The organism is Lysinibacillus sp. FSL K6-3209, assembly GCF_037976175.1.
Taxonomy (GTDB): Bacteria; Bacillota; Bacilli; order Bacillales_A; family Planococcaceae; genus Lysinibacillus; species Lysinibacillus sphaericus_D.
This window is the reverse complement of sequence record NZ_CP150264.1, coordinates 4,368,126-4,381,635: the sequence shown is the minus strand read 5'-3', so window position 1 is coordinate 4,381,635 and position 13,510 is coordinate 4,368,126. Positions and strand designations below refer to the sequence as shown.

Here is a 13,510-nt window from a genome sequence, read left to right as displayed (position 1 = left end):
TCAGTTTTGAAGGTTCATCATTACGATGAAATACTTCAAAACTGTGCTCCTGTCGCTACGCTTTCGTCGCAAATTTGCGAAGAAGTAGAAACAGGTAGTGAATTTGTTCTTTGAAAACTGGATAAAACGACATTGAAATTGTAACAAACACATTTATTTTTTTAAGTTTTTTTATAGGCTTAATAACTAGGTTAAGTTATTAAGGGCGCACGGCGAATGCCTTGGCACTAGGAGCCGAAGAAGGACGGCACTAACACCGATATGCTTCGGGGAGCTGTAAGTGAGCTTTGATCCGGAGATTTCCGAATGGGGGAACCCACTACGTTTAATCGCGTAGTATCTTGACGTGAATACATAGCGTCTTGAAGGCAGACCCAGGGAACTGAAACATCTAAGTACCTGGAGGAAGAGAAAGAAAAATCGATTCCCTGAGTAGCGGCGAGCGAAACGGGAAGAGCCCAAACCAAGAGGCTTGCCTCTTGGGGTTGTAGGACACTCTATACGGAGTTACAAAGGAATGAGTTAGATGAAGCGACTTGGAAAGGTCCGCCAGAGCAGGTAAAAGCCCTGTAGTCGAAAGTTTATTCCCTCCAGAGTGGATCCTGAGTACGGCGGAACACGTGAAATTCCGTCGGAATCCGGGAGGACCATCTCCCAAGGCTAAATACTACCTAGTGACCGATAGTGAACCAGTACCGTGAGGGAAAGGTGAAAAGCACCCCGGGAGGGGAGTGAAAGAGATCCTGAAACCGTGTGCCTACAAGTAGTTAGAGCCCGTTAATGGGTGATAGCGTGCCTTTTGTAGAATGAACCGGCGAGTTACGATTACGTGCGAGGTTAAGCTTTAGAAGGCGGAGCCGCAGCGAAAGCGAGTCTGAATAGGGCGAATTAGTACGTGGTCGTAGACCCGAAACCAGGTGATCTACCCATGTCCAGGGTGAAGGTGAGGTAACACTTACTGGAGGCCCGAACCCACGCACGTTGAAAAGTGCGGGGATGAGGTGTGGGTAGCGGAGAAATTCCAATCGAACTTGGAGATAGCTGGTTCTCTCCGAAATAGCTTTAGGGCTAGCCTCGTGATGAGAATACTGGAGGTAGAGCACTGTTTGGACTAGGGGGCCATCCCGGTTTACCGAATTCAGACAAACTCCGAATGCCAGATATTTATACACGGGAGTCAGACTGCGAGTGATAAGATCCGTAGTCAAAAGGGAAACAGCCCAGACCACCAGCTAAGGTCCCAAAGTAATCGTTAAGTGGAAAAGGATGTGGCGTTGCACAGACAACCAGGATGTTGGCTTAGAAGCAGCCATCATTTAAAGAGTGCGTAATAGCTCACTGGTCGAGTGACGCTGCGCCGAAAATGTATCGGGGCTAAACGATTCACCGAAGCTGTGGATTGACATCTACGATGTCAGTGGTAGGAGAGCGTTCTAAGTGCGTTGAAGTCAGACCGGAAGGACTGGTGGAGCGCTTAGAAGTGAGAATGCCGGTATGAGTAGCGAAAGACGGGTGAGAATCCCGTCCACCGTATGACTAAGGTTTCCTGAGGAAGGCTCGTCCGCTCAGGGTTAGTCGGGACCTAAGCCGAGGCCGATAGGCGTAGGCGATGGACAACAGGTTGATATTCCTGTACCACCTCCTCACCGTTTGAGAAATGGGGGGACGCAGTAGGATAGGGTAAGCGCGCCGTTGGTTGTGCGCGTCCAAGCAGTAAGGCGTGTGTGTAGGCAAATCCGCACACTGTAACGTTGAGCTGTGATGGCGAGTCCGTATGGACGAAGTTCCTGATTTCACACTGCCAAGAAAAGCCTCTATCGAGGTGAGAGGTGCCCGTACCGCAAACCGACACAGGTAGTCGAGGAGAGAATCCTAAGGTGTGCGAGAGAACTCTCGTTAAGGAACTCGGCAAAATGACCCCGTAACTTCGGGAGAAGGGGTGCTCTTGAGCGTGCAAGCGCATGAGAGCCGCAGTGAATAGGCCCAGGCGACTGTTTAGCAAAAACACAGGTCTCTGCAAAACCGTAAGGTGACGTATAGGGGCTGACGCCTGCCCGGTGCTGGAAGGTTAAGAGGAGTGGTTAGCGCAAGCGAAGCTGCGAATTGAAGCCCCAGTAAACGGCGGCCGTAACTATAACGGTCCTAAGGTAGCGAAATTCCTTGTCGGGTAAGTTCCGACCCGCACGAAAGGCGTAACGATCTGGGCACTGTCTCAACGAGAGACTCGGTGAAATTATAGTACCTGTGAAGATGCAGGTTACCCGCGACAGGACGGAAAGACCCCGTGGAGCTTTACTGTAGCCTGATATTGAATTTTGGTACAACTTGTACAGGATAGGTAGGAGCCAGAGATCTCGGAGCGCCAGCTTCGAAGGAGGCGTCGGTGGGATACTACCCTGGTTGTATTGAAATTCTAACCCATGCCCCTTAGCGGGGCAGGAGACAGTGTCAGGCGGACAGTTTGACTGGGGCGGTCGCCTCCTAAAAGGTAACGGAGGCGCCCAAAGGTTCCCTCAGAATGGTTGGAAATCATTCGTAGAGTGTAAAGGCACAAGGGAGCTTGACTGCGAGACCTACAAGTCGAGCAGGGTCGAAAGACGGGCTTAGTGATCCGGTGGTTCCGCATGGAAGGGCCATCGCTCAACGGATAAAAGCTACCCCGGGGATAACAGGCTTATCTCCCCCAAGAGTCCACATCGACGGGGAGGTTTGGCACCTCGATGTCGGCTCATCGCATCCTGGGGCTGTAGTCGGTCCCAAGGGTTGGGCTGTTCGCCCATTAAAGCGGTACGCGAGCTGGGTTCAGAACGTCGTGAGACAGTTCGGTCCCTATCCGTCGTGGGCGTAGGAAATTTGAGAGGAGCTGTCCTTAGTACGAGAGGACCGGGATGGACACACCGCTGGTGTACCAGTTGTCTTGCCAAAGGCATCGCTGGGTAGCTATGTGTGGACGGGATAAGTGCTGAAAGCATCTAAGCATGAAGCCCCCCTCAAGATGAGATTTCCCATTACGCAAGTAAGTAAGATCCCTCAAAGACGATGAGGTAGATAGGTTCGAGGTGGAAGTGTGGTGACACATGGAGCTGACGAATACTAATCGATCGAGGACTTAACCAAAAAGTTTGAAACATTCAATGAACCGTTTATCCAGTTTTGAAAGAACAACCTTTCATAAAAGGGTTTCAAGATACGAGTAGTTCGCGGAAGCGATTGAGAGAAGGAAGGAGCGTACGTCTGTACGTGACTGACTGAACGAATGAAGCTGACAAAGAAATACGATGTATATTGAAAGCCGTAAATAGTCTAGTGATGATGGCAAAGAGGTCACACCCGTTCCCATACCGAACACGGAAGTTAAGCTCTTTAGCGCCGATGGTAGTTGGGGGCTTCCCCCTGTGAGAGTAGGACGTCGCTAGGCGCAAAAAGTCGCTGCTGATACACTCAGTAGTGGCTTTTTTTATTTCTTTAAAATATAAAACTGACTATAGAAAAAGAATTGGAGACATTTCACCATAATGCGTGAAATGTCTCCAAAATTGTTTTTTTAAACAGTAGTCGCACGTAATTCAATACGACGAATTTTGCCCGATGTTGTCTTTGGAAGCTCATCTAAAAAGACAATACTACGAGGGTATTTATAAGGTGCTGTTAGTGCTTTAACGTGCTCCTGAAGCTCTTTTATTAATTCGTCCTCATCACGCCCTCTAAAGCCCTCACGTAAGATTACAAACGCTTTTACAATATGGCCTCTAATTTCATCCGGTGCTGCAACAACTGCACATTCTTGTACAGCCTCGTGTTTATTTAAAGCATCTTCCACTTCGAATGGTCCAATTGTATAGCCTGATGAGATAATAATGTCATCTCCACGTCCTTCAAACCAGAAGTATCCATCCTCATCGCATTTTGCTTGGTCACCTGTAATATACCACTCACCTCTAAAGGCAGCTTGCGTGCGTTCAGGCTCACGGTAATACTCCTTGAATAAGGCAGGTGATGATTTATGAACAGCGATGTCTCCAACTTCTCCTACAGGTGCTTCATTCCCTTCATGGTCTATAATACGTACAATATTTCCAGGTGTAGGAACACCCATCGAACCAGGTCGTAACTCTGTGTTTTCAAGTGTACCTATTAATAATGTATTTTCCGTTTGTCCATAACCATCTCGTACTTTCAGACCGAAATTGTTCATAAATGTTTCGATAACTGGACGATTTAGTGGCTCACCTGCAGAAACAGCACTTCTTAATGCAGCTAAGTTGTAATCTTTAAGATTATCAATCTTTGCCATAATACGATATTCTGTCGGCGTGCAACAAAGCACATTGACTTTTTCGTCCTGCAGGAGCTGAAGATAAGTATGAGGTTCAAAACTACCATGATAGACAAAAGCAGTTGCTCCCAACATTATTGTCGATAAAAACGGACTCCAAATCCATTTTTGCCAGCCAGGTGCTGCTGTAGCCCATACTAAGTCCCCTTCACGTACACAAAGCCATTTGGAAGCAGCTGTTCGAATATGTGCATAGCCCCAGCCATGAGAGTGAACCACCCCTTTAGGTTTACCCGTTGTGCCTGAAGTATAAGAAAGAAATGCCATATCATCCCGTTTTGTCGCAACGGCTGTAAAGCTCGTTGGTTGCTTTTCAGCTAATGCATCTAAAGACACCCAATTGTGCGTAGCGTTGCCAATTATTAATTTATTATCTAAGGCTGCTACGGAAGAAGTAATTTTATCTACTTCACTAGTAAATGCTTCGTAGGCAATAACAGCGGTTGCAGAAGCGTGTTCCATACGATATTCTAAATCACTTGCGCGTAACATCTCTGAACAAGAGATTGGAACGATCCCTGCTTTTAAACAGCCAAGGAAAACAAAATAAGCTTCTGGTAGGCGTGGAATAATGACTAAAACACGATCCCCTTTTTGTAATCCTCTCTCTGTAAAAGCATTCGCGTATTGATTCATTTTTTGAATGAGATCGGCATAAGAAATTGTGCGTCGGTTTTGTTGTGCATCCAACCATCTTATAGCTTGGCGATCACTATCTTGGGAGAATTTCTCTAATTCCTCCGTGATGTTGTAAAGTTCTGGTGCAATTAAATCCTTTGTTACCATATGAACATTCCTCCCCAAAACAAATTTAATAGAAAATTCGTAAAACTATTTATATTTTATCAATTACAATAATATACAGCAAGAATATTTGGTACATTAAATAGAAATATTAGATTTAATAGAGAACTATCGGGGTTAGATTGACGTGAATTCGAAAATTATGCAATAAATTAAAAAATTTTGTTGAAAAAGTATTGCATAATTTAGAATGCTTGCTATAATAATAAATGTACTTAAGAGGTTGTTAAAACCAAATTAAATAGTATTGTTCCGAAGTAGCTCAGTTGGTAGTAGCACCTGACTGTTAATCAGGTTGTCGCAGGTTCGAGTCCTGCCTTCGGAGCCATTTTTTTGCACTTTTTTAACTAATTTATAATTTTGAAAAGAAATTTTTAAAAAATACTTGCATCAAAATGAAAATGATGTTAATATAAATCTTGTCTTGTTTGAGACATAATAAACGGCCCCTTGGTCAAGCGGTTAAGACACCGCCCTTTCACGGCGGTAACACGGGTTCGAATCCCGTAGGGGTCACCATTTTTACAGCATCGTAGTAATGCATAGGCTTAAAAAGATAAATAAACTGTGAAGAAATAACACCTGTTTCTATGGAGGATTAGCTCAGCTGGGAGAGCATCTGCCTTACAAGCAGAGGGTCGGCGGTTCGAGCCCGTCATCCTCCACCATATAGTGTTTTTTTTCGGAGGGGTAGCGAAGTGGCTAAACGCGGCGGACTGTAAATCCGCTCCTTAGGGTTCGGCGGTTCGAATCCGTCCCCCTCCACCAGTTTTATTTATTCAAATGAATGGGGTATAGCCAAGCGGTAAGGCAACGGATTTTGATTCCGTCATGCCTAGGTTCGAATCCTAGTACCCCAGCCATTTTTCTTTTATGAGCCATTAGCTCAGTTGGTAGAGCATCTGACTTTTAATCAGAGGGTCGAAGGTTCGAGTCCTTCATGGCTCACTTTTCTATATATTAAATTCAAAAGTGTAACATTAACTACAGATACTAATCTCTTGCTGAAAACAGCAGGAGATTTTTTTATTTATATTAAATGAATAAATATACGGTTTTTTGTTGGGTTGAGCCAAGTGTATTGTAGGCTTTACAATAGTCTTATCACCAAAAGGGGGTATAAAAACATGAATAAACAACAAGTATCAATTATTGGAGTACCAACCGATTACGGTCAAACACGAAGAGGGGTTGACATGGGACCAAGTGCAATTCGATATGCGGGCGTTGTAGAACGATTAGAGGCAATCGGACACGAAGTACATGATCAGGGAGATATACTTGTTAGTCAAAAGCATGATAGTAAAGAAATTGATAAACAGCTATTAAATTTAGAGGAAGTTATAGATATCAGTACCACATTAGCTAACCAAGTACATGAAGTGTTAGAGCAAAAAAAATTCCCGCTTGTATTTGGTGGCGATCATAGTATTGCAATCGGTACGCTGGCAGGACTGGCTGAGCACTTCCCAAACCTAGGTGTTATTTGGTTTGATGCACATGCTGATTTGAATACACCTGAAACAACACCATCTGGTAATATTCACGGCATGCCACTTGCGGTTAGTATTGGGCTGGGTCATGAACGTCTTGTGAAAATTCGTAATTATGCCCCAAAGGTTAAGCCTGAAAATGTCATTATTATCGGGGCACGTTCAGTAGATCCGGGGGAGCGTGAGTTAATTCGCCAACAAGGTATTAAAGTCTATACAATGCATGAAATTGATCGACTTGGTATGACGCGTGTGATGGAAGATGCAATCGCTTACTTACAAGAACGGAAAGTAGACGGCTTACATTTATCATTAGATTTAGATGGTCTAGACCCGCTTTATACACCAGGAGTGGGAACGCCGGTGCCTGGTGGTATATCGTATCGTGAAAGTCATTTAGCAATGGAAATGCTACAAGAATCAGGGATGCTAACATCTGCTGAATTTGTTGAGGTGAATCCTATACTAGACGAGAAAAATAAAACGGCAGATGTAGCAGTGGCATTAATAGGTTCTTTGTTTGGTGAGACACTAGTTTAATGTAAATTGTGAAAAAATTGTTTATCGTCACATCGTTTAAAAAACTTTTGTTATAATTGAATATAAATTGAAACTTTTCTTATAGTCGGGTCGTATAGTATAAGACAGTTGTAAAGGTGGAGAAGTAAACACAATGGATGCGTTAGTAAATAAGAGAATAAAACAAGTGCTTAAAGGCGATCAAAACGCATTTGCCGATATTGTGAGTCTCTATCAGCACAAACTGTACCAAGTATGCTACCGAATGTTAGGAAACAAGCAAGAATCTGAGGATATTGCACAAGAAGCATTTGTTCGAGCTTATATGAACTTGCATACTTTTGATCAAAAAAGAAAATTTTCGACGTGGCTTTATCGCATTGCGACGAACCTCTGCATAGACCGTATTAGAAAGAAAAAGCCGGATTATTATTTAGATGCGGAGGTAGCTGGTACAGAAGGACTCGATATGTACTCACAGATTGCAGCAGATGACCAACTACCAGAGGAACAGTTAGAGCAGATGGAGCTACAAGATCGTATTCAATATGAGATTGGACGATTGCCGGATAAATATCGTTCAGTTATAGTATTGAAATATATCGAAGAATTATCATTACAGGAAATCAGTGAAATTTTGGATATGCCTCTTGGGACAGTGAAAACGAGAATTCACCGCGGACGCGAAGCATTACGAAAGCAATTAAACAATCTGTAGGAGGGGGAGCGTCATGAATATTTGTCCAGAGCATATTATTGACTATATGCATGATTATTTAGACGGTGACATTAGTCGTGAGCATGAGCAAGAGTTAAAACAACATTTGCAATCATGCGGTGATTGCAAACAATTGATGCAAGAATTGAGTGAAACGATCGCCTTTGTGAAGAGTGCTTCCCATATTACAGCACCTCCGGATTTCGAAGCTGCGGTGATGGCGCGTTTACCGAAACCCAAAAGTCGTGTAGGTATGCAAAAATGGATTCGTCGTCATCCGTTCTTTGTGGCAGCAGCAGTTTTCTGTTTATTTATGAGTGCTACTTTATTAGGTAGTTTCATGGATGATCAAAACTTCTCGGTCTCTAAACAACCAAATCTCGTTGTAGAAGGACAAACGGTTATTGTTCCAGAAGGAGAGGTCGTAAAAGGCGATATCGTCGTCAAAAATGGCGACTTACTTGTTGAGGGTGAAGTAGATGGCAATGTAACGATTATTAACGGTCAGTATATGGCATCTTCAGCAGTCGTTTCAGGCAATATCGAGGAAATTGACGAAGCATTTGAATGGTTATGGTATACCATCAAAAATTCAGTTAAGACTGCAATGACATTTGAGGAAAAAGAAACTAAATAGAACTCTATACGTCCTACATGGTAGTGCACGGTAGAGAATGAAAAGTCTACTCATATGGGTAGACTTTTCATTTGAAAAAAGTTACATTTGAAAAGAATATGCTATACTTAAATGTGTATGGATTCGCAATGAAAAGTGGGGGATGCCACGTGCAAATTATCGAACAATTCACGGATTTAACACCAGTGAATATTGCTATTAACTTCATAGATGTACTGCTCGTTTGGTACGTTGTTTATAAAATTTTAACCCTCATTAAAGGGACGAAAGCTGTCCAACTATTAAAAGGCATTTTCGTCATAATTATTGCACGTATCGCAACAGACTTTTTAGGGTTAGAAACTTTGGGGTGGATGCTAAAGCAAGTAATCGAGTTTGGTTTCTTGGCAATCATTATCATCTTCCAACCAGAAATACGACGAGGTCTAGAACAAATTGGACGAGGAAAGCTTTTCCAACGTTCGACAAGTCAAGAAGAAGAAGAGCAAACAAGACTAATTGAAGCCATGAAGAAGTCGGTTAGCTATATGGCAAAACGCCGGATTGGCGCATTAATTTCTATAGAAAAAGACACAGGCTTGAATGAATATATTGAAACGGGAATAGGTCTAAATGCAGAAGTTTCTTCTGAATTGCTTATTAACATTTTTATACCGAATACACCATTGCATGATGGTGCAGTCATTATGCAGAAAGACAAGGTTACAGCCGCAGCTTGCTATTTACCGCTTTCTGAAAGTCCGTTTATTTCAAAGGAACTTGGTACACGACATCGTGCAGCTCTTGGGCTTAGTGAAGTAACGGATGCGATTACGATTGTCGTATCAGAGGAAACGGGAGCTATAAGTATTACGTTAAATGGAAATCTACATCGCAATCTTTCTCTAGAGGAATTCGAAACACTGTTACGCAAAATGTGGTTCGGATCAGCACAAGAATCGAATGCAGCCTCTAAGTTGACTTGGAGGGGGAAAAAGAATGGATAAAATGATGGATAGCCCATGGGTATTGCGAATCATTGCGCTTTTTCTAGCTTGCTTACTATTTTTCTCTGTTCGGACTGAGTTATCCTCTTCAAATAAATCGACAACGAATGTACAAATGGAAGTGATTCGAGATGTACCCGTTGATGTTTATTATGATGATGATAGTCTGATTGTAACGGGTATACCGAAAACTGTTAATGTCACGATTAAAGGACCAATGCAAATCGTTTTACGGACAAAAGCGGTGAAAGATTTCTCTGTATTTGTAAATTTAAATGATTTATTAATTGGTGAGCATAACGTAGAACTACAATACGAAAATATTTCTGATAAGTTGCAAGTGACGCTAGACCCAGCAAAAGTGAATGTAAATATAGAGGAAAAAGTCACGCAGGAATTCCGTGTAGATCCGGAAATGAATAATCGTTTAATAGATGAAGGATATTACTTAAAAGGAATGTCTGCTAACCCAGCAACAGTGTTTGTAACGGGAGCAAAAAGTGCTATTGAGAGCATTAGCTATGTGAAAGCGACTGTAACAGGTGAACAAGGCTTGAAACAGCCTTTCTCTCAAGAAGCAGCTGTTAAAGTATTAGATCGCGATTTAAATAAATTAGATGTGATAATAGAACCAGAACAGGTTAAGGTACGGGTAGATATTGCTGAATATAGCAAAGAACTTCCTGTTACGATAAAGGAAACGGGCAAACCAGCAGAAGGGGTTACCATTAATCAATTAACCCTTGATACTACTAGCTTAAGGCTATTTGGCAAGAAATCCATAATTGATGTTTTAACCGAAGTACCTGTTGAAGTGGATTTATCAAAAATTACGGAATCCAAAACGTATGAATTTGATGTGAAATTACCGGAGGGTGCGACTAAAGTATCTCAACAGAAAGTTAAAATTAAAGCGAATGTTACAAAGGCAGAGAAAGCAGAAAAGGTAGATCAAGTAGATCAGGTAGAAAAGGAAACTATCGCCAATCCTGAAGAGACAAATCCTGAACCTGTAACAGAAGATATTGATTCTTAAACAATAACTGACTATAATTTTAACTTGATTCATATATGAGATTTCCTGTCTCTACAAATTGTGTGATCCAGCAAAGCGAAATTGCTGACGAACATAAGAGCTCAAGTTAACATTGTTAGCGCTTGTATATTTCAGTTATAGTGAATGTACGACACTTGAGTAGCAACATCTTTTTGCCTTAGAGCCTCTGAAAGTGATTTAAAGAGGCCTAAATACTAGTAGATGAATGAAAATAGACTTTTCCAAAAGTAAGCAGACGAGCCGTCCGATTGTCCGCAGGAAATAAGCATGATGCGGTCGTCTTGCATTGAAGGAGAGAACAATTAGAATGGGTAAATATTTTGGAACAGATGGCGTCCGTGGCGTCGCGAATAGTGAATTAACACCGGAGTTTGCATTTAAACTTGGCCGTGTAGGTGGCTATGTTTTAACAAAGGATGCAACAGGGCGTCCAAAGGTATTAATTGGTCGTGACACACGTATTTCAGGCGAAATGCTTGAAGGTGCACTAGTAGCTGGGCTTTTATCAATCGGCGTAGAGGTAATGCGTCTTGGTGTAATTTCTACACCAGGTGTTGCTTATCTTTCCCGAATTATGAGTGCAGATGCAGGCGTCATGATTTCAGCTTCACATAACCCAGTAGCCGACAATGGCATTAAATTTTTTGGTCCCGATGGTTTCAAGTTAACTGATGCACAAGAAGCAGAAATTGAAGCAATTCTTGATGCACAAGAAGATACATTACCACGTCCAATCGGTGCAGACCTAGGCATTGTAAGTGACTACTTCGAAGGTGGACAAAAGTATATTCAGTACTTAAAGCAAACGGTAGATGAAGAATTTGATGGTATTCATGTAGCGCTAGATTGCGCACATGGTGCAACATCATCATTAGCAACTCATTTATTTGCCGACTTAGAAGCAGACATTTCAACTATGGGTGCTTCCCCAACAGGTCTGAACATTAATGACGGTGTTGGTTCAACACATCCAGAAGGTCTTGCTGCATTTGTAACTGAAAAGGGTGCAGATGTTGGTTTAGCATTCGATGGAGATGGCGATCGCCTTATTGCAGTAGACGAAAAAGGTAAAATTGTTGACGGTGACCAAATTATGTTTATCATTGGTAAACATTTAAATGCGGTTGGTCGTTTGAAAAAGCAAACGATTGTCTCAACAGTGATGAGTAATATGGGCTTCTACAAGGCTGTTGAAGAAAACGGTATGCACAGCGTACAAACGGCTGTAGGCGATCGTTACGTTGTAGAAGAAATGCGTGCCAATGAATACAATCTTGGCGGAGAGCAATCTGGTCATATTGTGTTCTTAGACTTTAATACAACAGGTGATGGCTTGCTAACAGGTATTCAACTTGTTAGTATTATGAAAGCTACTGGCAAAAAGTTATCAGAGCTTGCAGCAGAAATGACTATCTTCCCGCAACGATTAGTCAATGTACGTGTAACAGACAAGCATGCAGTGACGGAAAATGCTAAGGTTGCAGCTGTAATAGCAGAAGTTGAATCAGATATGGCTGGAAACGGTCGTATTTTAGTACGTCCTTCTGGCACTGAGCCGCTTGTGCGTGTAATGGTGGAAGCTGCTACAGAAACGGACTGCGAAATTTATGTAGAACGTATTGCCAATGTAGTACGTACGGAAATGGGTTTAAAAGAATAATTATAAATTACGCGATCTCTCATCATTGGGAGATCGTTTTTTTATGTTTGAAATAGTGGAGGGAGGGAAGTATAAAACATCACAATAAACAAGGGGTGTTTAATTTATATGGCTAAAATTGCAACAGTAATAACAGATATGTTTGAAGACGTGGAGTATACAAGTCCAAAGGCAGCATTAGAAGCTGCTGGGCATCAGGTCATTACAATTGACATTGAAGCAGGAAAAGAAGTTGAAGGTAAACATGGTGAAAAAGTAAAAATTGATAAGGGAATCGAGGAAGTTCATGCTTCAGAGTTTGATGCACTGTTTATTCCAGGTGGCTTTTCACCGGATATTTTACGTGCAGATGATCGCATTGTAGCCTTCGTCAAAACGTTTATGGATGACATGAAGCCAACCTTTGCAATTTGTCACGGGCCACAACTACTGATTACAGCTAAAACATTAAATGGACGTGATGCAACAGGCTATAAATCCATACAAGTAGACTTGGAAAACGCAGGTGCTATTTTCCATGACGAAGAAGTATTTGTTTGCCAAAAGCAATTAGTAACAAGTCGTACGCCAAAAGATTTACCAGCTTTTAACCGAGAAATTGTGAAATTACTTGCAAGCAAAGAGAGCTAGTCGCCGTTCTTTTTTAGAGGCTGGGACATAACCTTAAAATCTTAAATAGTGGTACATTGGTGTTGATAAATTATCGCTAATAAATAAAAAAGAAAAACTAGTTGTTGGTAGCAAAGGCGGTGACTCCTGCTCAGAACGCACACAGCGTAAGACGCGGGCATTCTACAAGTTAGCGATGGTTGTGGCTTACTGTGCTAAGCGGAAAGCACCGCCGAAGCGGATAACAACTGCAGGGCAAAAAGTGTTAGATTGATGGTGGTCAATCTAACACTTTTTCTCTTTTGTCCCAGCCATTTTGCTATTGTTATACAATCATGCTGGCATTTTTCATCTTACACTTTGGTAGTTTGTCACAAAAAGAGTAGCTAAGGGTTATTTTTAATAACGAAAATTTGACGAATAGCATATGATTGAGTATTATGGAGAAGCTGACGGCTTGGGTAACCTTGTCCGCTAAGCAAGTGCTAAAGGAGGAAAGGGAGCACAAAAATCGGAAAACAATTATAGCGCCTGAGCTGAAGAAATTGAACGAAGACATCTTCAGCAGACGAGGTGGAGGTTTATCGAAAATTCGGCGGATGCCTCCCGATCGACATACCCGATTGTCATTTTTCATTTTGAAAGCATTTGAGTGATTGAATGTACAGAAAATGGAGAAGGTATAAGTAGA

The 13,510-nt window shown here is 42.1% G+C and carries 8 protein-coding genes, 6 tRNA genes and 2 rRNA genes; 15 read left to right on the top strand and 1 reads right to left on the bottom strand.

Going from position 1 to position 13,510, the window contains the following annotated elements; translation table 11 throughout:
- Positions 1-189: 189 nt before the first annotated feature.
- Positions 190-3,117: ribosomal RNA gene (locus MHH88_RS21310) — 23S ribosomal RNA — on the top strand.
- Positions 3,118-3,302: 185 nt separating this feature from the next.
- Positions 3,303-3,418, top strand: a 5S ribosomal RNA gene (rrf, locus tag MHH88_RS21305).
- Positions 3,419-3,544: 126 nt separating this feature from the next.
- On the opposite strand, the gene MHH88_RS21300 is transcribed toward rrf, so the two are convergent.
- Positions 3,545-5,122: an AMP-binding protein gene (locus MHH88_RS21300; protein ID WP_339260562.1), complete on the bottom strand. Its 1,578-nt coding sequence runs from the start codon at positions 5,120-5,122 to the stop codon at positions 3,545-3,547.
- Positions 5,123-5,391: 269 nt separating this feature from the next.
- Here MHH88_RS21300 and MHH88_RS21295 point away from each other — a divergent pair.
- From MHH88_RS21295 to MHH88_RS21235, 13 genes are all read left to right on the top strand, one after another.
- Positions 5,392-5,468: transfer RNA gene (locus MHH88_RS21295), tRNA-Asn, on the top strand.
- Positions 5,469-5,584: 116 nt separating this feature from the next.
- Positions 5,585-5,659 (top strand) — tRNA-Glu (locus tag MHH88_RS21290).
- Between the two features lie 73 nt (positions 5,660-5,732).
- Positions 5,733-5,808, top strand: a tRNA-Val gene (locus tag MHH88_RS21285).
- A 16-nt stretch (positions 5,809-5,824) separates the two neighbouring features.
- Positions 5,825-5,908 (top strand) — tRNA-Tyr (locus MHH88_RS21280).
- A 20-nt stretch (positions 5,909-5,928) separates the two neighbouring features.
- Positions 5,929-6,003: transfer RNA gene (locus tag MHH88_RS21275), tRNA-Gln, on the top strand.
- A 12-nt stretch (positions 6,004-6,015) separates the two neighbouring features.
- A tRNA-Lys gene (locus tag MHH88_RS21270) sits at positions 6,016-6,088 on the top strand.
- A gap of 179 nt (positions 6,089-6,267) precedes the next feature.
- A complete protein-coding gene (rocF, locus tag MHH88_RS21265) occupies positions 6,268-7,173 on the top strand; it encodes an arginase (protein WP_339260560.1) in 906 nt (301 codons plus the stop codon).
- 133 nt (positions 7,174-7,306) lie between these two features.
- Positions 7,307-7,870 carry an RNA polymerase sigma factor SigW gene (gene sigW / locus MHH88_RS21260; protein ID WP_004225410.1) on the top strand — a complete coding sequence of 188 codons (564 nt, stop codon included), beginning with the start codon at positions 7,307-7,309 and terminating at the stop codon, positions 7,868-7,870.
- Between the two features lie 13 nt (positions 7,871-7,883).
- The gene (locus MHH88_RS21255) at positions 7,884-8,507 is read left to right on the top strand and encodes an anti-sigma factor (protein WP_339260557.1); all 624 of its coding nucleotides are present in this window, start codon (positions 7,884-7,886) and stop codon (positions 8,505-8,507) included.
- Positions 8,508-8,656: 149 nt separating this feature from the next.
- Complete coding sequence (gene cdaA / locus MHH88_RS21250) at positions 8,657-9,493, top strand: diadenylate cyclase CdaA (protein WP_103977773.1); 837 nt, start codon at positions 8,657-8,659, stop codon at positions 9,491-9,493.
- A complete protein-coding gene (locus MHH88_RS21245; RefSeq protein ID WP_069508277.1) occupies positions 9,486-10,529 on the top strand; it encodes a CdaR family protein in 1,044 nt (347 codons plus the stop codon). Before cdaA ends, MHH88_RS21245 begins: the two co-directional genes overlap by 8 nt.
- 328 nt (positions 10,530-10,857) lie before the next feature.
- On the top strand, positions 10,858-12,210 hold the full coding sequence (gene glmM / locus MHH88_RS21240; protein WP_339260553.1) for a phosphoglucosamine mutase: 1,353 nt from the start codon (positions 10,858-10,860) through the stop codon (positions 12,208-12,210).
- A gap of 108 nt (positions 12,211-12,318) precedes the next feature.
- Positions 12,319-12,840, top strand: a complete 522-nt coding sequence (locus MHH88_RS21235; RefSeq protein ID WP_069508276.1) for a type 1 glutamine amidotransferase domain-containing protein — start codon at positions 12,319-12,321, stop codon at positions 12,838-12,840.
- Positions 12,841-13,510: the final 670 nt, after the last annotated feature.

Bases quoted from the DNA above. Each gene is read 5' to 3' on its own strand.
- rocF (WP_339260560.1), top strand. From the start codon at position 6,268: ATGAATAAACAACAAGTATCAATTATTGGAGTACCAACCGATTACGGT.
- MHH88_RS21255 (WP_339260557.1), top strand. From the start codon at position 7,884: ATGAATATTTGTCCAGAGCATATTATTGACTATATGCATGATTATTTA.
- MHH88_RS21300 (WP_339260562.1), bottom strand. From the start codon at position 5,122: ATGGTAACAAAGGATTTAATTGCACCAGAACTTTACAACATCACGGAG.
- MHH88_RS21245 (WP_069508277.1), top strand. From the start codon at position 9,486: ATGGATAAAATGATGGATAGCCCATGGGTATTGCGAATCATTGCGCTT.
- glmM (WP_339260553.1), top strand. From the start codon at position 10,858: ATGGGTAAATATTTTGGAACAGATGGCGTCCGTGGCGTCGCGAATAGT.
- sigW (WP_004225410.1), top strand. From the start codon at position 7,307: ATGGATGCGTTAGTAAATAAGAGAATAAAACAAGTGCTTAAAGGCGAT.
- MHH88_RS21235 (WP_069508276.1), top strand. From the start codon at position 12,319: ATGGCTAAAATTGCAACAGTAATAACAGATATGTTTGAAGACGTGGAG.